The organism is Yersinia sp. Marseille-Q5920 (assembly GCF_946902935.1).
GTDB classification, from domain to species: Bacteria; Pseudomonadota; Gammaproteobacteria; order Enterobacterales; family Enterobacteriaceae; genus Yersinia; species Yersinia rochesterensis.
This window is the reverse complement of the sequence record NZ_CAMPQA010000012.1, coordinates 1-25,599: the sequence shown is the minus strand read 5'-3', so window position 1 is coordinate 25,599 and position 25,599 is coordinate 1. Positions and strand designations below refer to the sequence as shown.

Genomic DNA, 25,599 nt, shown 5'->3' with positions numbered 1-25,599 from the left:
TTGGCCGTTCCTTTCAGAGGATATTCCCATCATGTTTAATATAAATAGCTACCGCTATCTGCTTATCCCTTTATTAATTCTTATGGGTATATCTTTTGCTAACGCCAGCGTAGTCATGAGCGGCAGCCGTATTATATATTCGGCAGGTGAAAAAGAGCACAGTGTCCAATTAACCAATAAAGATAATTTTCCTAATGCTGTCCAGGTCTGGTTAGACAGTGGTGATGCTCAATCAACACCAGAAACGGGTAAAGCTCCGTTTATTGTCACCCCGCCGTTCTTTCGTATTGAAGCAAATGCAGGCCAAACATTACGGCTGAAATATACCGGAAGTGGTTTGCCAACGGACAGAGAATCTGTGTTCTATCTTAATTTTTTACAGGTTCCCCCCGTTAATAAAGCAGAAAAGAATAATAAAATGTTAGTGTTGATGCGTAACCGCATTAAAGTGTTTTATCGGCCCGAAAATATTGCTGGCCGTGTTGACCAAGTTGCTAGCACACTGACTTTTACTGTACGCCAACAAGGTAAAAATGTTGTTGTGACAGGCAAAAATCCAACCGGGTTCTATGCCACCATTGCCAGTGGTGAAGTCGTTGGCGGTGGTAAAAAACTCAAAATGAAATCAGAGATGATTGCTCCAATGTCTCAGGCTCAGTGGATTATTCCAACTTCATCTGCCCCTTCAAATGCTATGGTTAATTTCCTGTTAGTGAATGATTTTGGCGGGCAAGATGCCGGTAGTTACAAAATTCAATAGTCATAAAATTCAGTAGTTATAAAATTCAGTAGTAACTTTCCGGCGAAGGAATATTTATGGGGCTTGCACAAGTCGAACCAAAACAAGTCGTTCTAAAAAAGAAGTTTTCTGGCCGCAAGAAATTATTAACGTTGTGCATAACTTTAATTTTACATGTCGATACTGTTTTGGCTCAGGAAGACCCACAAAATCTCGAATTTGATGAATCTCTCTTTTTAGGCACAAAATTTGCGTCGGGCCTGAATCAGTTGAATAAAGAGAATTCTGTTACGCCCGGAAACTACGATGCTGTAGATGTCTTGGTTAATAACAAACTCTTCAAGCGCACGACGATTAAGTTTATTAAGAATGCTGATTCATCGGAGGCTTACCCGTGCCTGGATGATGAGTTCTTAACCGCTGCCGGCGTTGAACTATCCAATAAAAATAACACCACGCCTAAAGAACCTAATGCCGCTGAGGTAGAATCAGAAGCAGAAGCAACACCTTCAGATTCTGTGGCTACAGGGCAATGTCTGCCTTTATCAGAGCGAGTAAAAGGAGCGTCTTTTCATTTTGATCAGGCCAAACTGCGCTTAGAGCTTTCTATCCCACAATCATTATTACAAAAACGGCCTCGGGGTTATATTGAGCGCACTGAATGGGAAGAAGGCGAAAAACTCGCATTCGTTAACTACAGCGCTAACTTTTATCGTAGCGAGACCCAATCCCAGCAAAATAGCACTTCTGATTACGGTTTTGTTGGCTTAAAAAGTGGCCTCAATCTCGGATTGTGGCAATTACGTCAGCAATCAAATGTGCGCTATGCCAGTAATAACAATAACAGTGATACCCAGTGGAATAATATCCGCACTTATGTGCAGCGCCCTATCGAGCAATTAGATAGCCAATTGACACTGGGTGAAACTTTCACCGACAGCACCTTATTCGGCACCATGTCATTTCGTGGCGCAAAAATGGCAACCGACCAACGCATGTGGCCACAATCAATGCGCGGCTTCGCTCCTGAAGTTCGTGGTGTTGCCACCAGTAATGCCCGGGTGATTATTCGCCAGAATGGCCGTGAAATATATGAAACCAACGTCGCTCCCGGCCCATTTGTTATTAACGATTTGTACAGTACCACCAGTCAGGGTGACCTTAATGTTGAAGTGGTAGAAGCTAATGGCAGCCGCTCGACATTTACTGTACCTTTCAGTGCAGTACCGGATTCAATGCGCCCTGGCGTGAGCCGTTATAATGCGGTCATTGGGGAATCACGTGATTTCACTAATATTGATAGCTATTTCACTGATTTTACCTATGAGCGTGGGCTGACGAATCAATTAACAGCCAACAGTGGGCTTCGTTTAGCACAAGATTATGCCGCATTACTTGCGGGGGGGGTATTAGGGACACCAATTGGCGCATTTGGTCTTAATACCACCTATTCCCACGCCAAAGTTGAAGATGATCAAACCCAGAATGGCTGGCGGATGCAGGCAACTTATAGCCAGACATTTAATGAAACTGGCACCACATTCTCATTGGCGGGATATCGCTATTCAACCAAAGGGTATCGTGATTTAAATGATGTATTTGGCGTGCGTTCGGTACAAAAAAATGGCGGGACTTGGGATTCATCGACCTATAAGCAGCGCAGCCAATTTACCACCACAATAAACCAAACTTTAGGTGGATATGGTCAATTAGCAGCCTCAGCTTCAACCAGTGATTATTATAACGATACCCAGAGAGATACCCAGTTACAGCTAAACTATTCAAATAGCTATAACAATATCAGCTACAATGTGGCCATTAGCCGTCAGCGCACAATTTATACTTCCACCCAGTTTGGTTGGGATGTCGATGATACTGATCAGACGGCGACAACAACACGCTACGGTAATACCGAAAATATCGCCTCGTTAACAGTGTCTATTCCACTGAATATTGGCGGGGGGAATCAATATTTATCCCTGTCGGCCAACCGCAATCCGAAAAGTGGTAATAACTATCAGACGTCATTATCAGGTACCGCCGGAGAACGTAAAACTTTTAATTATTCAGTCAATGCCGGTTATGACGACAGTAATACCAGTGGCAGTTCAAATAACTGGGGAGCCAATGTGCAAAAGCAATTCCCTAACGCCACCGTCAATGGCAGTTATTCTCGTGGCAATAATTATACTCAATATGGTGCTGGCGCTCGCGGCGCGGCAGTAATACACAGTAAAGGTATAACACTCGGGCCTTATTTAGGCGATACCTTTGGTCTAATTGAAGCCGATGGTGCTCAAGGTGCGACAGTGCGAAATGCACAAGGGGCGAGAATTGATAATAATGGTTTTGCTCTGGTGCCGTCATTAACGCCTTATAATTACAATACGGTCGGTTTGGATACCAAAGGCATTAATCGCAATACTGAACTGAAAGAGAATCAGGGGCGGGTTGTTCCTTATGCCGGGGCGGCTGTGAAAGTGAAATTCGAAACTTTGACTGGCTATGCGGTATTAATTCAGACCCAAACAGCGGATGGTGAAGGGTTACCTCTGGGCGCTGATGTCTTTAACAGCAAAGATGAACTGGTTGGTATGGTGGGCCAGGGGAATCAGATCTATGTGCGAGTGAAAGATAACAAAGGTTCACTTTATGTTCGCTGGGGTGAAAACAGCACTGAACAATGTGAACTACCTTATAATTTTGCTAGCCAAGATACTGAGCAAGATATTATCCATATAACAGGCAGTTGCCGCCGTTAACCATTATGAGAAAAATAATGTTAAGACCAACAGAGCAGTTAATATCTTGCGAAGTCTCACGGCCAACAATGCCTACTCATTTCCATCGCCCGTATATTGTGGCGGGAACGATGCTGCTGATCGGGCTATTTAGCACTTCTGCATGGTCAGCTTGTACCAAAATCACAGCACAAAGCCAGTTGGCTGCCGGTGATGGCACCGCCAGTGCGTGGGCAGGTTCACTTGATTATAATAACGGGTCACTCGGTTTACCGGGCCTTATTGATCTCAGTACCAATGCAAACTTTCAACCCGATGGCACATTGTTGGCAGCGGCCACCTCCGACTTCACCACTTTCGCCTTGAATACCGGTTATGACCCGGAGCGCGTCCTGTTCCGCTGTGCTGCTGCTGATGTTGATCAGCTCTTCGAGATGTATGCCACTAACGGGGATAATGACTATGGCGGCAAAAATGAAGATGGTCTCATTGCCGGCAATGTTCCCTCCGGTTTTGCCACTGTTGTCGCCAATGTCGTCATCCGCCTTACAAATCTATCCACTGGCGAGTATTACTCTCGCTTATGGAAAGGACGTCGTCTAACCGGGCTGGATACCGACAGTACCGGCCGTATTCTGGTCAAAGCAAAAAATTTCAGTAATTTGTATACCGAACTATTTCGCATTAATTATATCCGTGCAGGTGCTTATAATGTGGCCTCTTATGCTTACGCCTATACTCAACCGAATGCCTATATTGCCTTTAAAGGGCCTGGCATTAGTGGCCCTGTTGAGGGGACTGACTCAGTAACAAACTGGCCTGGTTGGTATGGCACTTGGCCTGCCTCTATCGGGTTGTACAATTATGTCACTTTCCGCCGCACCACCATTTGTGCGGTGACCAATTTTACCCCGACGGTGATATTGCCCCGAATTTCTGTGGCAGAATTGAATAATGGCGCGAGCAGTTCGGCTGAATTTAATGTGGATTTCCAGTGCCAGACCGGCATTACCTCCGGCGTCAATGCCGGTGCGGTGGCTATGGGCTTTCTGGTACCTGCGGCGAATGCCGCCAAAGCCCAAACATTAGGGTTAATAAATGGCAGCGGTGGTATTAGTCACTTGGTTTCGGATAATTATGGCGCAGCCGGAATGGCCAATGGCGTTGGGATCCGTATCTACCGCAACAACACCCCGATTTATCTGCTATCAAAGAATGTGACTCAAACCGGTAATAACGGTGGTTGGTATGGTATCCTCCAAGGCGCGCAAGAAGTAACCGGCACAGTGAGTGGCGGCAACAGCTACACTGAGAATTTTCGGGCTGAGTTAAGTAAAATCAGCGGGCAAACTGTGACGGCAGGAGCGGTGAATGCACATGCGCAAGTGGTTATCCGTGTTCAATAATCTGTGTTTTAAACGCAGAATCAATGGGCTGTTATTATTACTGATAATGGCCTCTAGTGTGCCGGCCATGGCAAGTGTCGTGGCCGAAAGAACACGTATTATCTTCAGTGAGGGCAACACGGAAGAATCACTGCAATTGGTCAATAGTAATAGCTACCCGGTGGCGGTGCAGGTGTGGGTGGATGATGGTGATTTGATGGCAACACCGGAGAAAGCGATTTCGCCAGTGCTAGTGTTACCGCCATTGTTTCGCTTACAACCACAAGCCCAACGCAGCTTACGTTTGATTTTATCGGGTGCCAGTAAATTACCGCTGGATAGAGAGTCTGCATTTTGGCTCAACGTTTACGAAATCCCCCCAAAAGCAACACCTAAAGCCGATGATGAGTCTTCCGTTACACTGGCTTTGCGCATGCAGTATAAAGTGTTTTATCGCCCTAAAAACTTGCCCGCCCCAGCGGATAGTGTCAGCAAAGCATTAACTTTTACTTTAGAACGTAACGGCGATACCGCCTTGGTAAGAGTTGATAACCCGACACCTTATTATGCCTCACTCTCCGCCCTCACATTAGGTAGCGCTGAAAGCTTGCCGGATATGGTAGCCCCCTTCTCTAAATTGAATTTTCCACTCAATCGTTCACCCTTGGTGGGCAGCAAAACCGTTGATTTTGTCTTAGTCGATGAATTAGGTAACAATAAGACTTTTAGCAGCAATCTAAAATAAAGTACGCTGATGGGAATGTCAGTTTGCTGGGTTAGCCAAAAACAGAGTCGATTTACAGCTCTGTAGCCTTGCCATTTATTTAATTTCGGGGAAATACATTAACTAAAGTTATAAAAATAGATCTTCTTGAACATAAGATAGGCCAATAAATAACTCAATTTTACCCCCTCTTGGCCAACTTAAAACCTTCCGGTCAGTACCTAATGGAAGACTTCTATTACGCTGGGGTACCAGCAATCATTTGGTCTCTTATTCGTTTTTCGATCAAGACAATTATGCAGAAGCAGTCATTACCTACCCATATTTTGGCAATGTCCACGGTGATTACGAAGAAGTTAAAATAAGCTGCAATTGCATTAACCGGGAGTTACTCCAATAGCTATTAATTCTGAGAGTTCTAAGGGTTAAAATCTGACCCTATTATTAATAGCAACTTGTTTCTCTGAGGTTAGATACAACTAAAAGGTTGCCCAATAAGCTTTAGCCTCGCCCTGCCCCATTAAACGTTATTACATTTACAAAATATATAAATCATTACACCTGCATTTCCAGTGAAATATCAGATTGTGTTATACACCCTTCAATAAAACTTTCAGCAATTTGTAATTGACGTCTAATTTCCCGTTCATTACATTTCTTCAATCGAGCAATAGAAGCTTTCGATTGCCCATAAACATAATGACGTAGGATAAGCTCTAATTCTTTTTCTCGCGAGGCTCGTTGTAAATTCCCGATTGTTTTATCAATGGCTAATCCGTCATTATCGCAGCAGGATTCAGCCATTTTGTTTCTGGTTTCCACCCCCTTAAATCCGCTAGCGATATGGGGATAATCCAGCTGAGAATGTTCTCTCGCCCATACGCCCCAACGGGTCAAGACAGTTTGAATATCACTCATTAGTTATCTCCTTTTTATATTTTAATATCTTTTTATTTACTTCATTAATATCAATCATAAAAAAAAGACCTCACTAATTAGCAAGGCCTATTTATTTACAAGAAAAATTTTTTATATTAATAAGATTAAAAAGAAATAGATGTTTCTGTAAAATAATTAACCACTACTAACACCTTACAAGAGTTTTTTCGGGCCGAGATAGCATTAATTTAATAATTTTTACATCTCTGCATTCAGATACGAAAGTCAATACACCCTCTTCTGAACTTCGAGCAGTTAACCGCCATATGACGGATTAATTATTAATATAACAATAAACTAAGATGATATATACTGCCAGAACGGCGGTTTATATTATTGCTTAACTATATAATTCACTCTTTAAATCCGGGCTTACCATTCTCGGCTCGCCATTTTTTTACCTCAGCTACAATACCTTCAGGGTTGTCCTCTCGATTATCATTAGGATAATAAATCAAATCAGAGCCATCTGGGTGCTCTGTCAAGGTTTCAAATTGTAAGACGGCCTTAACATGTTCATCCTCAGATGAATATGTATCATAGTAAATATCTTTCACAAAATTTAAGAACTCAAGTTCAGTATAGTCAGAAATATTATTTTTAATGTTCATTATATCTCCTTGTGATTATTTATATATCTTTAGCTGTGGTAGCACTAATGTTATCAACATTATATATTCCTCCACCGTTAGATATATACTTTTTATGATGTAGTAAATATAAACCGTCAGAGCGGCGGCTTATATTATTACTTAACTATATAGCTTACTCCTTAAATCCGGGCTTACCGTTCTCGGCTCGCCATTTTTTTATTTCGGCTAAAATACCCTCAGGGCTATCGTCTGCACCCTCTTCTGGGTAATAAATCAAATCAGAACCATTAGGGTGTTCACTAACGTTTATAAAGTTCTCTAAAAGAGAATCTAGTTCATCCTCTAAGCCTTTATCTAAAATAATCTTTGAGATTAACTCAATGAATTCAGACTCCCTATACTCTTCTAGCTTATATTTTAACTCCATTTCATTCTCCTTTCTTTGAGTGAATCTCTATATGTCTTTTGGGTGTTATTACATGTAAATTATCTATATTATAAACATCTCCTTTATCGCGGATATATTTTACATGGTGTATTTCAAATGAGCGTTTTCCTCCCACAGTATCAATAAATCTAGCTCTAGGGGATCTTCCATGTTTCATTCGAGTCACATTTCTGGGGATAAACTGCCCAGCCAATTCAGGATCATTCCCCACCTCCTGCCAAAATGCTTCCCTAAATCTATCAAAATTACTGAACCGTTTACCACGTAATTTATCGGCAATTTGCGCGGGAATGGGGCTCCTCGAACATGTCGGGGCCAGATGATGCAGTAAAGATCGTGTTAATAATTTGGTAAATTAATTAATAACATAAATATAAACCGTCAGAGCGGCGGCTTATATTATTACTTAACTATATAGCTTACTCCTTAAATCCGGGCTTACCATTCTCGGCTCGCCATTTTTTTATTTCGGCTAAAATACCCTCAGGGCTATCGTCTGCACCCTCTTCTGGATAATAAATCAAATCAGAACCATTAGGGTGTTCAATAATTGTTGTGAAGTGCCTTACCCAAGAACCATGCAAAAACTCACTGTCAGTATTCACCTCACAGATATCTCTAATAAACTCTAAAAACTCAGATTCTGTATAACACTCATACTTTTCTTTGGACTCCATATTATTCCCCCCCATTTTTTGAGTGAATTTCAATGTGGCGTTTCGGCGTGACTACTCGCAAATTATCCACATCGTAAACGGCCCCACCATCTTTAACTCGATTCACATGATGGAGTTCAAATGTATCTCTCCCACCAACCTTTTCTGACGATATAGGATGCGGAGAGAAACCTTTTTTCATCAATGAAATATTGTTTGGATTAAACTGCCCAGCCAATTCAGGATAATTCCCCACCTCCTGCCAAAATGCTTCCCTAAATCTATCAAAATTACTGAACCGTTTACCACGTAATTTATCGGCAATTTGCGCGGGAATGGGCACACCCAAATCTTTGCCAGCCCCCGCCAGCCAAACCCCTGAAACCCGCTGCCCGTGGCCTGTAACAACCCCCGGCTCATCTCGGGGTGTCTTAAAATAAACATACACCGGCTCCAGCCCCGAGTCTGCCGGGAACCAGATGATGTAATCGTGGAAATCTCCCTCTTCCAGCGCCAAAAATACCATATCAGGCTTGGTGGCCAGAAAAGTGATATCCGTTCCTGTATGCTGCGGAAAGTCCGGAGCACCTGCCGGTTGTGGCAATGCCGTGCCGATATCCATGCCGGGCGCCCGCGCCGGTGTGAAGGTAAAAGTACGTGGCGGCTGGTTGTCGGTGGTAAAAGTATAAACGCCGTGCAATGGATCAAATTGCGCGGCGACGACTTTTACCTTCGCGGCAACCTGCACAGCATCGGGTTTGACCGCATAGACACTCGTCCAGTCATCCTTATCCGCCATCAACATTCTGATAGGAAGATCAATTTCACCTTGTTGCGGCAGTGGTGTTGCAGGGGATAATCCCATTCCACTCACCGGGAAGCTGCCCACCAGTGTTGGCTTTTCCCATCCCAGGGGTCGATCTGATCCTTCTCCCTCGTTGCTTGAGTAGAAACCAGCGCCGATGATCACCGCCATCGGGCCTGCCAATGAAGTGGTCGCAATCGTACTTAATCTCGCCAATGCCACCCGGAATGCGGCGCTAAATTCGCGAGCGACCCGAGGGCTTAACACCGTGGCCCCCACTCCTGCGGCGGCCAAACCGGGCGGATGTATCCCCCCGATCGGATAAGCAGGTAAGGAAAAGGTATTATCACGAATAACTGCTTGCTGTCTGGCGAGATCGTCTGCCAGACGGGCATTTTCCACCCGCTGCCGCTCTGCGGCTTCTGCTGCCAGTCGGGCATTTTCCACCCGCTGCCGCTCTGCGGCTTCAGCCGCCAGTCGGGCATTTTCAACCCGCCGCCGCTCTGCGGCTTCAGCCACCAGTCGGGCATTTTCCACCCGCTGCCGCTCTGCGGCTATTGCCGCCAGCCGGGCGTTTTCCACCCGCTGCCGCTCTGCGGCTACTGCCGCCAGTCGGGCATTTTCAACCCGCCGCCGCTCTGCGGCTACTGCCGCCAGACGGGCATTTTCCACCCGCTGCCGCTCTGCGGCTACTGCCGCCAGTCGGGCATTTTCAGCTTCAGCCAACTGTGCCCTGACCTGAGTTAAGTGCTGCTCCGCGTTATTGACTGCATCTATAGCGATATCTAATTGATATTGAAAAGGATCTAAAGCCAACTGAGCTGCATCAATTTTATCCTGATGAACCAGCAGATGTTCGCGCAACAGATTGTATTGCTCAATCTTCAACTCCTGCATAATATACCCGGCATAATCCCCGTACTTTTCAAGGTCTTCTTGGCTCAGACCATCAGGGAAAGGATCAAAAGCTTCACCACCAAGATTTAATAAATTATCCAGGTCCTCGCGGTTTTTGATCTCAATGTCGAACATAAAATGGTACCCATAGTTACCCCACATATAGACATAATCATCAAACTCATAACTAAGCGGATATTCGTCTGGGTCACTTAACAGCTGTCCTTCCCAGGTATCATTAAGCGCCTCCAATGCCGCCCGATAGGGTTCAATGTTGTGCTGCTCTCTGACTAAAGCGTCACCCGCCTGACTTAGCTGGTATTGCGCCGCTTCGACCGGATAACTGGCCGCCCATTTCGCCTGTTTTTGGCGATTTTCTTCTTCCACCCGTTCAATCTGTTCAGGCATCAATACTGTGGTGACTGAGATATAAACTGGATCGGTATTGGCTTCTGCGGGGAAGTAGACAATTGCGTCATGGCTGTTATTTCCCAGTGGAGAAAATACCGGTGTTACAGGGCTATCTCTCACTTCACTGACACCCGTTGGTTGTGCTGTATCGGGGGGTGGGGAACTGTTTTCAACATGGATGTGAATAGGGGGCATACCATTAAGTATCTGAACGGTGAATACTCCCGGCCGGGCAGTGGGTTTGGCCTGTACCACCGGTACCGTCATCGGTTCCTTGCTGGACTTCACCACTGCGATTTTTTGTACGCCATCCTGTACCACATCATGCAAGCGGGCATTAGCCACTACTGCGGGCTGAGTGGGTAACTGTGCAAATGGCACACTCGTGATGCGCTCCGCTGGCAGGGTGACGAGGGTACGCCGGGTCACTGACATATCATCTTTCGCGATTTCAGAGGGTGCCAACAACATGCCAACCACCCCGGCGAACCGCCCGACATAAGGGGCCGCATCCATTACAAACATTCCCAGCCGGGTCAGTGCTAAGTCGAGCGCACCAGCAACTATCTTTGGCTTAAACAGCGTTAAGCCCCATTCACTGGCAACCAGCGATAAGGGAACCGCGACGCCGGGAACAATGGCAACCTGTAGTTCTGGCCGTTGTGACAGGTTCGGTGTATTGCCACGATGACCTGCATGACCACTGCGATTACCACCGCGTCGGTTGCCATGCCCAAATTTGCTGGGATTGTAATTGTGAAGAGGGCCATAGGGAGTCTGTGAAACTCCCCATCCACTACCCCGATTAGGATTTCCGGTGCCAAATCCTGTTGGCCCCCCTTTAACGCCCCCGGTGGGGCCACGAGCACCATGGCCGGTTGTATTACTGTGTCCTTCTCCCATATCTTATTTCCTTATTTAAGTTTCATAATTAACGAGAATATTTACGGCTAAATTTATTTGTCCTATTCACCTCCTTAATATTATTTAGATGTCATTAGTTTTATTATTCATCTGTGTAATACCCATAAATAAAAACACCCCACTAATTAGCGAGGTGCTTTATTTTCTTGATAAGAATAGAGTGATTGATAGCGTTAAATACTGATATTGTCTGCGATGTGCTTAACCACGATTAACACCTTACAAGGTTTTTTTCGGGCCGTGATAGCATTAATTTAATAAATTTTTATGTCGCGAAATACACAGAATTTGAGATAAAAAAAAGCCGCTGCCATTAAATAATGGCAGCGGCCTGTTTTAAGTCGATTTAAACGCCGCTAACAACACGGCGGCGTCAAGAGCAAGGGGCATTAGCCTGCAACAGCAATACGTTTCATATCGGTCATATAGCCACGTAGTTTATGACCAACCGCTTCAATTGGGTGGTTGCGAATAGCTTCATTTACATCACGCAGTTGCGCATTATCTACTGCAGTCCCGGCAACACTTTTGCCCAAATCACCGGCTTGCAGAGAATCCATAAACTTGCCTTTCAGCAACGGAACAGCCGCATTAGCAAATAAATAGTTACCGTATTCTGCGGTATCAGAAATAACCACGTTCATTTCATATAAGCGCTTACGAGCAATGGTGTTCGCAATCAGCGGTAATTCATGCAGAGATTCGTAATAAGCAGATTCTTCGATAATGCCAGAATCAACCATAGTTTCGAATGCCAATTCAACACCGGCTTTCACCATGGCAATCATCAATACGCCGTGGTCGAAATATTCTTGCTCAGAGATTTTGCCTGCAAACTGTGGCGCATTCTCAAAGGCTGTTTTGCCGGTCTCTTCACGCCAGTTCAGTAATTTAACGTCGTCTTCTGCCCAGTCTGCCATCATGCCGCTAGAGAACGCACCGGAAATAATGTCGTCCATATGCTTCTGGAATAATGGAGCCATAATCTCTTTCAATTGCTCAGACAGCGCATAAGCACGCAATTTAGCTGGGTTGGACAAGCGGTCCATCATCAGCGTAATCCCGCCTTGTTTCAGCGCTTCGGTGATAGTTTCCCAGCCGAACTGCATCAGTTTTTCAGCATAAGCTGCATCAGTGCCCTCAGAAACCAGCTTGTCGAAGCACAACAGTGAACCGGCCTGCAACATACCACACAGGATAGTTTGCTCGCCCATCAGGTCAGATTTAACTTCTGCAACAAAAGAGGATTCCAGCACGCCAGCACGATGGCCGCCAGTAGCCGCTGCCCAAGCTTTGGCAATCGCCATGCCTTCGCCTTTAGGGTCATTTTCTGGGTGAACCGCGATCAATGTCGGCACACCAAAACCACGTTTGTATTCTTCACGAACTTCAGTACCTGGGCATTTCGGCGCTACCATCACTACTGTAATGTCTTTACGCACTTGCTCGCCCACTTCAACAATGTTGAAACCGTGGGAGTATCCCAGCGCAGCGCCATCTTTCATCAACGGCTGAACGGCTTGAACTACGGTGGAATGTTGTTTGTCTGGCGTCAAGTTAACCACTAAATCTGCCTGTGGGATCAACTCTTCGTAAGTGCCGACTTTGAAGCCGTTTTCAGTCGCTTTACGCCATGAGGCGCGCTTTTCAGCAATAGCTTCTTTACGCAGGGCATAAGCCACATCCAAACCTGAATCGCGCATGTTCAAACCTTGGTTCAAACCTTGTGCGCCACAGCCGACAATCACCACTTTTTTGCCTTTCAGGTAATTTGCTTCATCGGCGAATTCGTCACGTGCCATAAAGCGACACTTACCTAATTGCGCCAACTGCTGACGCAGGTTCAATGTGTTGAAATAGTTAGCCATGGTATTACTCCGTTCGGGTTCTGTTTTGTGGGTGCAGCTATTTTTTTAGTGACTGCAAACGAATGTGGTGTTTGTGTACTTATACTGTTTTTTTTCACATCCCCTGTCTGTGCCGGGGATTATCTTGGAATCACTATATGACAGGAAACACATTGCTGAAATTGATATATTAACAATGTGATATTGCAGATTCTGCAATACTCTTTATTCCTTATGCAATACAATGGCTCTTCTCCCCCAAGAGGCTGTCTGTGATGGATTTACGCGACCTGAAATTATTTCTTCATTTGGCTGAAAGCCGCCATTTTGGCCGTACCGCCAAAGCAATGCATGTCAGTCCGTCCACCCTCTCGCGCCAGATTCAGCGCTTGGAAGAGACCATCGGTCAGCCGCTGTTTTTACGTGATAATCGCACCGTACAACTGACGGATGCCGGGACTCAGTTGAAAGCTTTTGCGCAACAAACCCTGCTGCAATATCAACAATTGCTCCATGCCTTGGGCCAACACGGGCCATCGCTAAGTGGCGAGCTGCGGTTATTTTGCTCGGTTACCGCCGCTTATAGCCATTTACCGCCGATTTTGGACCGCTTTCGCGCGCGCCATCCACTGGTTGAAATCAAACTCACCACCGGTGATGCGGCCGACGCAGTAGATAAAGTCCAATCGAATGAAGCCGATCTCGGCATTGCGGGCCGTCCTGAAGTGCTGCCCACCAGCGTGGCATTTACTCAGATTGGCGAGATACCGCTGGTGTTAATTGCCCCGGCACTCCCTTGTGCGGTGCGAGAGTTAATCTCTGTCGACCAGCCTGATTGGGCCAATGTTCCCTTTATTCTGCCGGAGCACGGCCCATCGCGAAAACGCATTGATTTGTGGTTCCGCCGCCAGCGCATTACTAACCCCCTGATTTACGCAACAGTTTCCGGTCATGAGGCTATTGTGTCGATGGTGGCCTTGGGTTGTGGCGTCGCGCTGATCCCGTCAGTCGTGGTAGACAATAGCCCAGAACCAGTGCGCAACCGTATTTCTCTGTTGGATGATATTTCGCTGGTAGAACCGTTTGAATTGGGGGTTTGCGTGCCCAAAAAACGGCTCAATGAGCCGTTGATTGAAGCATTTTGGAGATTACTGTAGGTCGTAGGTAGTTCGTAAGTAGATTGTCGTTCGCAGTACGCCAATTAACCCGCTAAAAAGAATTTAAACGCCGGATTATTGGTTTCATCGTGGCAATCATAGCCCAGTGCCGTCAGATGCTGTTCAAATTGTGGCTCAGAATCTGACAACTCAAACCCTGCCAATACCCGACCAAAATCAGTACCGTGACTACGATAATGGAACAAAGAAATATTCCAATGCGTCCCTAAGGTATGCAGGAATTTCAACAATGCGCCTGGGGATTCCGGGAACTCAAAGCTATACAAACGCTCGCGCAATGGCTTGGAAGGACGCCCCCCGACCATATAACGCACGTGCAATTTAGCCATTTCGTCATCGGACAAATCCACTACCTGATAATCTTTCGCCCGTAACTCGGACAAAATCTCTTCCCGCTCGATATGACCACGGGTCAAACGCACCCCGACGAAAATGCAGGCGTTTTCGGCATCAGCATAACGATAGTTAAATTCCGTCACCGACCGGCCACCCAACAGCTCACAGAAACGCAGGAAACTGCCTTTTTGCTCAGGAATAGTCACGGCCAGCAAAGCTTCGCGTTGCTCACCTAGCTCACAGCGTTCTGAGACATAGCGCAGACCGTGGAAATTAACGTTAGCGCCGGAGAGCACATGGGCCAGACGCTCACCTTGAATATTATGCTGCTGCACATATTTTTTTAGGCCCGCCAGCGCCAAAGCGCCTGACGGCTCGGCAATGGCGCGTACATCTTCAAATATGTCTTTGACTGCCGCACAAATGGCGTCGCTATCGACGGTGATCACTTCGTCGAGATATTCCTGGCACAAGCGGAAAGGCTCTTCGCCAATGCGCTTAACCGCCACGCCCTCGGCAAATAACCCAACACGCGCCAAATCCACTGGCTTACCGGCATTCAACGCAGCCCGTAAACAGGCGGAATCTTCCGCTTCAACACCAATGACTTTAATCTGCGGCATCAGTTGTTTAATAAGCACTGCCACACCGGCCACTAGCCCACCGCCGCCAACAGGAACAAAGATCCGGTCAAGATGGGCGTCTTGCTGGAGCAACTCCATCGCCAGTGTCCCCTGCCCGGCAATCACCGCCGGGTGGTCGAATGGCGGGACAAAGGTATAGCCCTGTAATTGGGATAGCTCAATAGCTTTACCTTTGGCTTCGTCGAAATTGGCACCGAACAGCAGCACCTCACCACCAAAACCGCGCACCGCGTCCACTTTGATGTCAGCAGTTGCCACTGGCATCACGATCAATGCTTTGACACCCAGCTTGCTGGCCGAGAGCGCCACGCCCTGCGCATGATTACCGGCAGAAGCCGTTATCACACCACAGGCTTTTTGTTCTGCTGTCAGGCCGGCCAGCATCGCGTAAGCACCGCGCAGTTTAAAGCTGTGTACCGGCTGTCGGTCTTCGCGCTTCACCAAAATGGTATTAGCCAGGCGAGAAGAAATCTTTTCCATCACTTGCAGCGGGGTGACTTGCGCCACCTCATACACCGGCGCGCGCAATATCGCCCGCAGATATTCTGCCCCATCGGGGGCAGCAGATAAGGGTTGTGATACCGCCATGGGTATTAGCCTCCCAACTTACTTTTGTCGCGCACTGCACCTTTGTCGGCACTGGTCGCCAGTAAAGCATAAGCGCGCAGCGCATAAGAAACCTGACGTTCGCGTGCTTTCGGTGTCCATGCAGCATCACCGCGCGCCAATTCTGCTTCGCGGCGCGCAGCCAGCTCAGCATCACTGACATCCAGCTTCATAGCACGGTTTGGAATATCAATATCAATGATGTCGCTATCTTGCACCAAAGCAATCAACCCACCGCTGGCAGCCTCTGGCGAAGCATGACCAATAGATAAACCGGAGGTGCCACCGGAGAAACGGCCATCAGTCAGCAATGCACAGCTTTTGCCTAATCCCATGGATTTCAGATAAGTGGTCGGATACAACATTTCCTGCATCCCCGGCCCACCTTTCGGCCCTTCGTAGCGGATAACAACCACATCACCCGCCACTACTTTTCCGCCCAGAATAGCGGCAACCGCGTCATCCTGACTCTCATAGACTTTGGCCGGGCCGCGGAAAGTTAAGCTGTCTTTATCTACCCCAGCGGTTTTAACAATTGAGCCATTTTCCGACAGATTTCCATACAGCACCGCTAAACCGCCGTCTTGGCTGTAAGCATGCTCGCGGGTGCGGATGCAGCCCTCTTGGCGGTCAGTATCCAGTGATGGGAAGCGGCAATCCTGTGAGAATGCTTTCGTGGTGCGGATGCCAGCCGGGCCTGCGGAGTACATCTGCTTGACCCCTTCGTCTTTGGTCAGCATCACGTCATAGGCTTCCAGCGTTTGTGGCAAGTCCAGACCCAACACGTTTTTCACTTCGCGATTCAGCAAGCCAGCCCGGTCCAACTCACCCAAAATCCCCACCACACCACCGGCACGGTGCACATCTTCCATATGGTATTTCTGGGTGCTCGGTGCCACTTTGCACAAATGCGGAACCTTACGGGACAGACGGTCGATATCGCTGATATCGAAATCAATTTCGCCTTCCTGCGCTGCCGCCAGCAAATGCAGCACGGTATTGGTGGAACCGCCCATGGCAATATCCAGCGTCATGGCGTTTTCAAATGCCGCTTTGTTAGCAATGTTACGCGGCAAGGCGCTCTCATCGTCTTGTTCATAATAACGTTTGGTCAGCGCCACAATGTGCTTGCCGGCATCGAGGAACAGTTGTTTACGGTCAGCATGAGTTGCCAGCAATGAGCCGTTACCCGGCAGCGCCAGACCCAGCGCCTCATTCAGACAGTTCATTGAGTTAGCCGTAAACATCCCGGAACAAGAGCCGCAAGTCGGGCAAGCTGAGCGCTCAATTTGATCACTGACAGCATCGCTGACATTCGGGTTTGCGCCCTGAATCATGGCATCGACCAGATCCAGCTTAATAATTTTGTCGGATAATTTGGTTTTACCGGCTTCCATCGGGCCGCCAGAAACAAAGATAACCGGGATATTCAGCCGCAGAGACGCCATCAGCATCCCTGGGGTAATTTTGTCGCAGTTAGAGATACACACCATGGCATCCGCGCAGTGGGCGTTAACCATGTACTCTACGGAGTCAGCAATCAATTCACGTGAAGGCAGAGAATACAGCATACCGCCATGGCCCATCGCGATCCCATCATCCACTGCAATAGTGTTGAACTCTTTCGCCACACCGCCAGACGCTTCAATTTGCTCCGCTACCAGCTTGCCTAAGTCGCGCAAATGAACGTGGCCCGGTACAAACTGGGTAAATGAGTTAACAACTGCAATAATCGGTTTGCCGAAGTCATCATCGGTCATACCGGTAGCGCGCCACAGTGCGCGGGCGCCGGCCATATTGCGGCCATGGGTGGTGGTATGGGAACGGTACTTAGGCATTGTCTCTTCACTCCAGTTTTTTGTATTGCAAATCAATTTGTTGTTGCAGATATAACCTGTTGCAGGTGGCGAACGAACCACCTGCTGATCCTGTCTGTCAGTTTTTATTTATTATGGATTGATCGGATCCAGCCAACCGTGTTTATCTTCAGTTTCACCAGTGAACAGGCCGAAGAATGCTTGTTGAATTTTTGCCGTGATCGGGCCGCGTTTACCAATACCAACCTGGATGCCATCTACACTGCGCACCGGGGTGATTTCTGCCGCAGTGCCGGACATAAATACTTCATCCGCCAAGTAAAGAGATTCGCGCGACAATACTTGTTCACGCACTTCCAGCCCCATGTCTTTCGCCAGTTTAATAATGGCATCGCGGGTAATACCCGGCAGAGCAGAAGAGGTAAATGGCGGAGTAAACAGAATGCCATCTTTCACTTCAAATAAGTTTTCGCCCGCACCTTCAGACAGGAAGCCGTGAATGTCCAGCGCAATCCCTTCCTGATAACCGTGGCGGCGTGCTTCGCTGCCCACCAGCAAGGAAGACAGGTAGTTACCGCCCGCTTTGGCTGCGGTTGGAATGGTGTTTGGTGCCACACGGTTCCATGAAGAAACCATCGCATCAATACCTTGCTCCAGCGCTTCTGCGCCCAGATAAGCGCCCCATGGGAAAGCAGCAATAATCACGTCAGTCTTATAGCCATCTGGCGGGTTTACCCCCATGCCGACATCACCAATAAACACTAATGGCCGGATATAAGCGCTGGTCAGGTTATTTTTGCGCAACGTTTCGCGGCAAGCTTCCATCAGCTCATCAACAGTCTGGGAAACTGGCATGCGGTAAATTTTGGCTGAGTCATGCAAGCGCTGCATGTGTTCGCGGTGACGAAAAACTACTGGCCCTTTATGGGAATTGTAGCAACGGACACCTTCGAAGACTGACGTGCCGTAGTGTAACGCGTGAGACATCACGTGAACTTTAGCCTCTGCCCACGGAACCATTTCGCCGTTAAACCAGATAAAATCAGCTTTCTTCGTCATTCTTTTCTTTCCTTGTGGCGCATCAGGCGCGTATCTGTAATGTATTAGGTTGTAGGATCTCGACGCAGGCGACATCCATAAGCTTGCTCAGCTGTGAAGACAGTAAATCGACAGGGCGCTGGCTGGCAACGGTCAATTCAATATTAACATTCTCAGCATTAATCATTGGCGACATATTCATAGCACAAACCTGAAAGCCGCGGTGCCGCACAACCCGCAATACACGCTCTAACATTTCAGGGCGGAAGCGGGCTTGGATAGAGATTTGATGTTGGATAGAGAGTTGGTGGTGCATCATGAGATTTTCTCCAGCATGGTTTCATTACCTGCGCCTGGCGGCACTAACGGCCAAACGTTTTCGAGTTCGTCGATGGAAACCTGGAGCAGATAAGGGCCTTCGCTGTTAAACAGCGCATCCAGAGCGGCGTCGACTTGGTCTTTGCGGGTGATTCGTTGGCCAGGAATATTAAAAGCACTGGCCAGAGTGATAAAATCGGGGTTGTCAGAAAGATTGGTTTCGCTGTAACGCCCATCAAAAAACAGTTGCTGCCATTGCCTTACCATACCCAAGCGTTGGTTATCCAACAAAACGATTTTCAGCGGCAACTGTTTTCGTTTTATGGTGCCCAGCTCCTGCACATTCATCATAAACGAGCCGTCACCGGAGACACAGATGACCATATCATCCGGGCGGGCCATTTGTGCGCCAACAGCCGCGGGTACGCCAAAGCCCATCGTGCCCAAGCCGCTGGAAGTGATAAAATTCTCAGGGCGGGTAAAGTTCATATGCTGCGCCGTCCACATCTGGTGCTGGCCCACGTCGGTGGTCACCACGGTCTGTGGAGCTTTGCGCTCAGAAATTTGCTTCAACAATAACGGAGCATAAATTGCCTGGCCAGGGTGATCATAACGCCAGCTATGCTGGTGTTTTAAGCCCATAACCTCATCACGCCACGGCTGAATGTTCAGCGGTTGCTGCAAAGCAGGCAACAACACTTTCAAATCGCCCTGCAACGCGACGTGCGCCTGACGCAATTTACCCAGCTCGGCCGGGTCGATATCCATATGGATAACTTTGGCTTTCGCAGCAAATGTATTCAACTTGCCAGTCACCCGATCATCAAAACGCGCGCCAACCGCTATCAATAAATCACAATCCTGCACGGCGAAATTCGCCGCTTTAGTACCATGCATCCCCAACATCCCCAGATAACAAGGGTGCTCGGTGTCCGGTGCGCCTAATCCTTTCAGCGTGGCCACGGCAGGAATGCCCGTCACCTCGATAAACTCGCGTAAAGCCGGAACCGCCTGCGCCATTCCAACACCGCCGCCAACATACAGCATCGGCTTTTTTGCCGTCGCCAGCATATCTAAAGCTTGTTGTAATTCAGCCGCAGAATCAACGAGATACTCTTCAACTGGCATCAGGTGTGGGGTCAACTCACCCACGGCCAACTGAATATCTTTCGGGATATCAATTAAAACGGGGCCGGGGCGGCCACTGGTCGCGATGGCAAATGCTTCCGCCATGATGCCCGGCAGCGCATCCAATGATTCAACTAAAAAACTGTGTTTGGTACAGGCCAGAGACAGACCTAAAACATCAATTTCCTGAAAAGCATCAGTGCCGATTAATGCAGAACCGACTTGGCCGGTGATAGCAATAACCGGCACAGAATCCAGTAAAGCATCCGCCAAACCGGTGATCAGATTAGTGGCTCCGGGGCCGGAAGTGGCAATACACACCCCAACTTTACCGGTTGCACGCGCATAACCAATAGCAGCAATGGCAGCGCCCTGCTCATGGCGGCAGAGCAGATGCTCGACACCGCCATCATACAAAGCATCGTAGACCGGCATAATCGCCCCGCCCGGATAGCCGAATACTGTACTAACACCCTGCGCACGCAACGCTTGAACCACCCACTGAGCACCATTCATAGTTATTTCCCCGACCGTTCGCGAGGTGAGCAGGATTTTATTCTGTTGTGCATTTTATGTTCCTCGCGTCCTTTAATGTAATGATAAAAAAACCCCCGAACCTTTCGGTGCGGGGGTTTTCTTGTGATTAAGGCTTGATTTTTATGCCTTTTTTCGTCCAAGTGCAGCCCCGCACGGTGGGATAATAATCACCACCACGCTAATTAGGACTAGGTTAATCACTTGGAAAATCGCTTTCATAATTAGGTTGTTCATCTGTCTAGTGTCGAACGAATACCTACAGAGTTATCACAGTTATTAGTTGTCTGACAATATTTATTTAAATTATTATTTTGTGGGCACACAGACAAAACAGGATAAATATATTATTTATCAATCAGTAAAACCCATATCGACAGTTTGGCCTTTTTACTGCGTACCACATCGCAATTTTTGATTTTGATACATTCATTGCAACGAAACTTTTCGCGAGCTTTCGCAAAACACCCCTTTTCCCAGACACTGACAAAAATTCTGAGGCACTCTGTAACAACGCCCGACACTAAGGACGCATGACAGCAAAGGAAAGCACCATGTCACTGGCAACTATTCATACCCGCGCCACATTAGGTATCCAGGCGCCCGCCATCACAGTTGAAGCTCATATTAGCAATGGGTTACCGGGATTCGTTTTAGTTGGATTACCGGAAACCACTGTGAAAGAGGCGCGGGATAGGGTTCGCAGCGCGCTGATTAACAGCGGCTTCATCTTTCCAGCTAAACGAATCACGGTCAGCTTGGCACCGGCAGATTTGCCCAAAGAAGGCGGCCGTTATGACCTGCCGATTGCTTTAGCGATATTAGCAGCGTCAGAGCAGATTCCTGCGGATAAATTAGCGCACTATGAGTTCTTGGGTGAACTCGCCTTATCGGGGGCGCTAAGACGTGTTAGCGGCGCAATTCCAGCCGCACTCGCCAGCAGCCATGTCCATCGACAATTAATTTTGCCGTCAGGGAACAGTCTCGAAATTGGATTGATAGCCCAAGGTAACAGCTGGGTCGCAGAAAACTTGCTCGCAGTATGCGGTTTTTTACAAGAGGAGAATACCCTAGCTCAGGGCCAACGCCTTGAAGATGTTGTCGATTGGGACAACCGCCTCGACCTACAAGATATCATCGGCCAATCACAAGCCAAACGCGTGCTGGAGATAACAGCGGCTGGTGGGCATAACCTGCTATTGCTCGGGCCTCCGGGGACGGGGAAAACCATGCTAGCAAATCGGCTAACTGGGCTACTGCCGCCACTGACGGAGCAAGAAGCACTGGAGGCCGCAGCCATTAATGGCCTGCTACACAGTAATGAACTGCCCGCCCAATGGCGCTGCCGGGCTTTTCGCGCACCGCATCACAGCGCATCAATGGCCGCTCTGATTGGCGGAGGGTCAATTCCCCGTCCCGGCGAAATATCACTGGCACACAATGGGGTACTTTTTCTGGATGAGCTACCGGAGTTTGAACGCAGAGTACTGGATTCACTGCGCGAGCCACTGGAATCAGGCGAAATTACCATTTCCCGTGCAGCGGCTAAAGTTTGTTTTCCGGCTAAAGTACAGCTTATCGCCGCAATGAACCCTAGCCCTAGCGGGCATTATCAAGGTGTTCATAACCGAGCGCCGCCACAACAAATCCTGCGCTATCTGGCAAAATTGTCAGGCCCATTTTTGGACAGATTTGATTTGTCGATAGAAGTCCCGCTACTCCCGACAGGAATGCTCGGAGCACAAAGACATCAAGGAGAGCCAAGCAAAACCATCAGGCAGAGAGTATTACAGGCCAGGCAAAGGCAATTGGATAGAGCGGGGAAGATAAACACGCAACTTAACAGCCAGGAGATAGCTGAATATTGCTATTTAACACCTGAGAACACTGCTTTTCTGGAACAAGTTCTGCTGAAGCTCGGCCTGTCAGTCCGTGCGTGGCACCATATATTGAAAGTGTCACGAACCATTGCCGATCTAGCTCAGGAAGATAATATTCAAAAAAATCATCTTTCAGAGGCGCTAAGCTATCGTTGTATGGACCGATTGCTTTTGCAATTACATAAAAGCTTAATATAAAAAAGGGAATAAAAGCCCCTTTTTAATCAAGATGCTTATGCCCAATGTCATTGAAGTCGCAGGTAGTTAGCAAGCAACCGACAAATTTGCCGGGAGCAGATTTGAACAGCATTTATGCTAGCCCGTAGGGTGAGCCTTAAGAATGAGGCTCATTAATCCCGATGAGCTTACCCAAGTAAGTGATTCGGGGAGGTCGCGTAGCTAACATCCCTGCGGCTTCAAAGACGACGGGAATTAGTCGTCGCTATCAGTATAATCTTCCACTGCGTCCATCTGCGGTTTACCGCCAGACAGCGTATGGAAACGTTTAGGCCGACGGGTCCGGGTCACATATTTAGACCAGACTTTTTCTTCGGCGCTGACTGGCTCACGCTCGCCGCGACAAACAGCAACAAATAACTGTTCTTCTTCTGTTGCAGGCTCGCGTTTACCGAGGTCAAGCTCGTTGAAAGCATAACCGTGGCGCTCTAGTAATTGCGCCTCTTTAATGGTGAAATCGCCGTGACGCGAGAACCCGCGAGGATAATGTTTATTATCAAAAAAACGATTGGTCGTGATGAAGCTATCCGCCATCTGACACGCTCCTAATTCTCTCATGGTCGTGCTGTTTATGGCGCGGAGTATTAGATAGGCTTGACATCGTGTAAAACAAAACATTTAAATCTTAACGATAAAAAAATTGGAGATAGGTGTGGATACCGAATTACTGAAAACCTTTTTGGAGGTCAGTAGAACTCGCCACTTTGGTCGCGCAGCTGAATCTTTGTACTTAACGCAGTCGGCGGTGAGTTTTCGTATCCGTCAATTAGAAAATCAATTAGGTGCAAATTTATTCACTCGCCATCGCAATAATATTCGTCTGACCCCTGCGGGTGAGCGGCTGGTTCCTTACGCCGAAACATTGATGAGTACCTGGCAACTAGCCAAAAAAGAGGTTGTACATTCGCTACAACACACCGAGTTGTCTATTGGTGCAACCGCATCACTTTGGGAGGCCTACCTCACCCCTTGGTTGCAACAGTTATATAAACAGCGAGAAGCATTACGCCTTGAAGCCCGTGTTGCACTACGGCAATCACTGGTGAAGCAGTTGCACGAACGGCAACTGGATTTGTTGATAACAACTGAACCCCCTAAAATGGATGAACTGGCAAGTCAACTTCTAGGACATTTTTCATTGCGTTTGTTCTCATCAGGTCCCCTCCCTCTATCAGAAATAATTGACGATAAAACTGAGCATAAAAATGCAAATGAAGCGCCCTATATCAAACTGGAATGGGGAGCAGATTTCCATCAGCAAGAGAATCGTTTACTCAACAACGAACAGATGCCCGTGCTGACCACGACGTCGGCTCATTTAACTCGGCAACTGTTGGATACTACCGGTGGCTGTGCCTTTTTGCCCGAACATTGGCAAAAAGAATATCCAGAGCTGACCATTAATACTGATATACCGCCTATCGTGCGGCCACTATATGCTGTTTGGTTGCAAAACAGTGACCAACAAACATTAATTCGACAGCTATTAAAAACACCTATGAATAACGCCGCGCAAAGCGACATACAGGATTAAGTGATGGCGACTGAGGCTTAACCTCGTGGTTCACGATAAGAAGCACTCACCGCCCTCTGGATAGCAATAAAACTAAATAGCAAAATTCTGATGACAGATTTTCCACCATGGGCAAAGAGTGTCATCAAAAGTGATATAACGCTGTATTAGATCCTAATCAAAGTGTGTAGCGTAAATCGCCAGCAAATCATAAAGTGGTGATCAATAGAAATGGGCTATTCATGCACAATAAAGCCCATGCCACAGACAATAAATAAAGTTGCCACAACCGATATATTGGGTAGTAAAGTGAGCTTTTGATAAACGCTACTAATCCACATTTCCTGAATCAATAACTAAAGATCTTTTGCCTGCTAACTAAAATATTAATTAGCTTTAGTTCATCTGGTGGAAGTAATAATGGGCAGAGACAACAACTTTCTGTACATAAATTCAACCAAGTAAGCATGAATTGGGAATGTTGTCTTTCTAAGAGTGATGGCTATTTTAATAAAAAACATAACCAATAAGAGTTATTGATGGGGGTAATACGCGCTGTATGTCGGCAAAATAAATGGATATTCCTGATGTAAAAATCGGGACAGCCGCCAGAAAAGAGGGAAAATACATAAAGGAACCACATAATCAGTATAAAAAACGAGCTAAATGATTATTTTTAACATAAAAAAACCCCTCGCTTTCGCGAAGGGCTATTTGTATGGCAGGGGCGGAGAGACTCGAACTCGCGACACCCGGTTTTGGAGACCGGTGCTCTACCAACTGAGCTACGCCCCTAAATCATGCTTAACATTATGCCTGCTAAGATAAGCAGGCATAATTTAAATAAGTGGCGGAACGGACGGGGCTCGAACCCGCGACCCCCTGCGTGACAGGCAGGTATTCTAACCAACTGAACTACCGCTCCACCGATTCTTTTACGTGTATCTTCCCGATACTTACCCTCTACAGGGCCAGCGCTCCGCGCTATGCAAAACCGCCTTTGGCGATTTTGTTAGTCACCAGATGTCATTCTGATAACTCGTGTTTGATGCCTGGCAGTGTCCTACTCTCGCATGGGGAGACCCCACACTACCATCGGCGCTACGGCGTTTCACTTCTGAGTTCGGCATGGAGTCAGGTGGGTCCACCGCGCTATGGCCGCCAGGCAAATTCTGTTTCAATTAACCCGCTATGCAATATCACACAGCCAGCCAATCCAATCTCGGAACTTCGCTGAAAATCTTAATTTCTCTCAAATCAC

The 25,599-nt window shown here is 47.4% G+C and carries 21 protein-coding genes, 2 tRNA genes, 1 rRNA gene and 1 pseudogene; 7 read left to right on the top strand and 18 right to left on the bottom strand.

Features of this window, described 5'->3' with window-relative positions:
* Positions 1 to 31: 31 nt before the first annotated feature.
* From OVO64_RS16095 to OVO64_RS16080, 4 genes are all read left to right on the top strand, one after another.
* Positions 32 to 760: a molecular chaperone gene (locus OVO64_RS16095; RefSeq protein WP_050292413.1), complete on the top strand. Its 729-nt coding sequence runs from the start codon at positions 32 to 34 to the stop codon at positions 758 to 760.
* Between the two features lie 56 nt (positions 761 to 816).
* Entirely contained in the window at positions 817 to 3,501 is a 2,685-nt protein-coding gene (locus OVO64_RS16090) for a fimbria/pilus outer membrane usher protein (protein WP_038638124.1), read from the top strand.
* 68 nt (positions 3,502 to 3,569) lie between these two features.
* Positions 3,570 to 4,886, top strand: a complete 1,317-nt coding sequence (gene stbD / locus OVO64_RS16085; RefSeq protein ID WP_186368507.1) for a fimbrial usher protein StbD — start codon at positions 3,570 to 3,572, stop codon at positions 4,884 to 4,886.
* Entirely contained in the window at positions 4,852 to 5,610 is a 759-nt protein-coding gene (locus tag OVO64_RS16080) for a molecular chaperone (RefSeq protein WP_038638115.1), read from the top strand. Before stbD ends, OVO64_RS16080 begins: the two co-directional genes overlap by 35 nt.
* 534 nt (positions 5,611 to 6,144) lie before the next feature.
* Here the strand turns inward: OVO64_RS16080 and OVO64_RS16075 are convergent.
* From OVO64_RS16075 to ilvC, 8 genes and pseudogenes are all read right to left on the bottom strand, one after another.
* Positions 6,145 to 6,507: an antiterminator Q family protein gene (locus tag OVO64_RS16075; protein WP_038638112.1), complete on the bottom strand. Its 363-nt coding sequence runs from the start codon at positions 6,505 to 6,507 to the stop codon at positions 6,145 to 6,147.
* Positions 6,508 to 6,881: 374 nt separating this feature from the next.
* Positions 6,882 to 7,139, bottom strand: coding sequence for a bacteriocin immunity protein (locus OVO64_RS16070; RefSeq protein WP_404273932.1), 258 nt, complete (start codon positions 7,137 to 7,139; stop codon positions 6,882 to 6,884).
* A gap of 19 nt (positions 7,140 to 7,158) precedes the next feature.
* Complete coding sequence (locus OVO64_RS20655; RefSeq protein ID WP_369122214.1) at positions 7,159 to 7,272, bottom strand: hypothetical protein; 114 nt, start codon at positions 7,270 to 7,272, stop codon at positions 7,159 to 7,161.
* Positions 7,273 to 7,293: 21 nt separating this feature from the next.
* Positions 7,294 to 7,548 carry a bacteriocin immunity protein gene (locus OVO64_RS16065; RefSeq protein WP_038638109.1) on the bottom strand — a complete coding sequence of 85 codons (255 nt, stop codon included), beginning with the start codon at positions 7,546 to 7,548 and terminating at the stop codon, positions 7,294 to 7,296.
* 1 nt (position 7,549) lies between these two features.
* Positions 7,550 to 7,861 (bottom strand): annotated as a pseudogene (locus OVO64_RS20560) (HNH endonuclease signature motif containing protein); the annotation flags it as partial.
* A gap of 127 nt (positions 7,862 to 7,988) precedes the next feature.
* Positions 7,989 to 8,246, bottom strand: coding sequence for a bacteriocin immunity protein (locus OVO64_RS16060; RefSeq protein WP_145509798.1), 258 nt, complete (start codon positions 8,244 to 8,246; stop codon positions 7,989 to 7,991).
* Position 8,247: 1 nt separating this feature from the next.
* The gene (locus OVO64_RS16055) at positions 8,248 to 11,241 is read right to left on the bottom strand and encodes a colicin-like bacteriocin tRNase domain-containing protein (protein ID WP_267248894.1); all 2,994 of its coding nucleotides are present in this window, start codon (positions 11,239 to 11,241) and stop codon (positions 8,248 to 8,250) included.
* 410 nt (positions 11,242 to 11,651) lie between these two features.
* The gene (gene ilvC / locus OVO64_RS16050) at positions 11,652 to 13,130 is read right to left on the bottom strand and encodes a ketol-acid reductoisomerase (RefSeq protein ID WP_145585991.1); all 1,479 of its coding nucleotides are present in this window, start codon (positions 13,128 to 13,130) and stop codon (positions 11,652 to 11,654) included.
* A gap of 254 nt (positions 13,131 to 13,384) precedes the next feature.
* Here ilvC and ilvY point away from each other — a divergent pair, with 254 nt between their 5' ends.
* Positions 13,385 to 14,266, top strand: a complete 882-nt coding sequence (ilvY, locus tag OVO64_RS16045) for an HTH-type transcriptional activator IlvY (RefSeq protein ID WP_038638098.1) — start codon at positions 13,385 to 13,387, stop codon at positions 14,264 to 14,266.
* A gap of 44 nt (positions 14,267 to 14,310) precedes the next feature.
* On the opposite strand, the gene ilvA is transcribed toward ilvY, so the two are convergent.
* The 6 genes from ilvA to ilvL all read right to left on the bottom strand — a co-directional run bounded on the left by ilvA (position 14,311) and on the right by ilvL (position 20,930).
* Positions 14,311 to 15,855 (bottom strand): threonine ammonia-lyase, biosynthetic, encoded by a 1,545-nt coding sequence (gene ilvA, locus OVO64_RS16040; RefSeq protein WP_038638095.1) that lies wholly within the window; start codon positions 15,853 to 15,855, stop codon positions 14,311 to 14,313.
* A gap of 5 nt (positions 15,856 to 15,860) precedes the next feature.
* Positions 15,861 to 17,711 carry a dihydroxy-acid dehydratase gene (gene ilvD / locus OVO64_RS16035; protein ID WP_267248893.1) on the bottom strand — a complete coding sequence of 617 codons (1,851 nt, stop codon included), beginning with the start codon at positions 17,709 to 17,711 and terminating at the stop codon, positions 15,861 to 15,863.
* A gap of 111 nt (positions 17,712 to 17,822) precedes the next feature.
* Positions 17,823 to 18,749, bottom strand: a complete 927-nt coding sequence (locus tag OVO64_RS16030) for a branched-chain amino acid transaminase (protein WP_038638091.1) — start codon at positions 18,747 to 18,749, stop codon at positions 17,823 to 17,825.
* Between the two features lie 22 nt (positions 18,750 to 18,771).
* Complete coding sequence (gene ilvM / locus OVO64_RS16025) at positions 18,772 to 19,044, bottom strand: acetolactate synthase 2 small subunit (RefSeq protein ID WP_038639976.1); 273 nt, start codon at positions 19,042 to 19,044, stop codon at positions 18,772 to 18,774.
* Positions 19,044 to 20,690 carry an acetolactate synthase 2 catalytic subunit gene (ilvG, locus tag OVO64_RS16020; RefSeq protein ID WP_038638088.1) on the bottom strand — a complete coding sequence of 549 codons (1,647 nt, stop codon included), beginning with the start codon at positions 20,688 to 20,690 and terminating at the stop codon, positions 19,044 to 19,046. Before ilvG ends, ilvM begins: the two co-directional genes overlap by 1 nt.
* A 141-nt stretch (positions 20,691 to 20,831) precedes the next feature.
* The gene (gene ilvL / locus OVO64_RS16015; RefSeq protein WP_071841758.1) at positions 20,832 to 20,930 is read right to left on the bottom strand and encodes an ilv operon leader peptide; all 99 of its coding nucleotides are present in this window, start codon (positions 20,928 to 20,930) and stop codon (positions 20,832 to 20,834) included.
* Positions 20,931 to 21,262: 332 nt separating this feature from the next.
* On the opposite strand from ilvL, the gene OVO64_RS16010 reads away from it, so the two are divergent.
* Positions 21,263 to 22,786: a YifB family Mg chelatase-like AAA ATPase gene (locus OVO64_RS16010; protein ID WP_038638085.1), complete on the top strand. Its 1,524-nt coding sequence runs from the start codon at positions 21,263 to 21,265 to the stop codon at positions 22,784 to 22,786.
* A gap of 234 nt (positions 22,787 to 23,020) precedes the next feature.
* On the opposite strand, the gene OVO64_RS16005 is transcribed toward OVO64_RS16010, so the two are convergent.
* A complete protein-coding gene (locus OVO64_RS16005) occupies positions 23,021 to 23,359 on the bottom strand; it encodes a DUF413 domain-containing protein (RefSeq protein WP_042562488.1) in 339 nt (112 codons plus the stop codon).
* A gap of 118 nt (positions 23,360 to 23,477) precedes the next feature.
* On the opposite strand from OVO64_RS16005, the gene hdfR reads away from it, so the two are divergent.
* The gene (hdfR, locus tag OVO64_RS16000; RefSeq protein WP_038638081.1) at positions 23,478 to 24,359 is read left to right on the top strand and encodes an HTH-type transcriptional regulator HdfR; all 882 of its coding nucleotides are present in this window, start codon (positions 23,478 to 23,480) and stop codon (positions 24,357 to 24,359) included.
* Positions 24,360 to 25,057: 698 nt separating this feature from the next.
* Here hdfR and OVO64_RS15995 read toward each other — a convergent pair.
* The 3 genes from OVO64_RS15995 to rrf all read right to left on the bottom strand — a co-directional run bounded on the left by OVO64_RS15995 (position 25,058) and on the right by rrf (position 25,504).
* Positions 25,058 to 25,133, bottom strand: a tRNA-Trp gene (locus OVO64_RS15995).
* Between the two features lie 53 nt (positions 25,134 to 25,186).
* A tRNA-Asp gene (locus tag OVO64_RS15990) sits at positions 25,187 to 25,263 on the bottom strand.
* A 125-nt stretch (positions 25,264 to 25,388) separates the two neighbouring features.
* Positions 25,389 to 25,504, bottom strand: a 5S ribosomal RNA gene (rrf, locus tag OVO64_RS15985).
* Positions 25,505 to 25,599 lie beyond the last annotated feature (95 nt).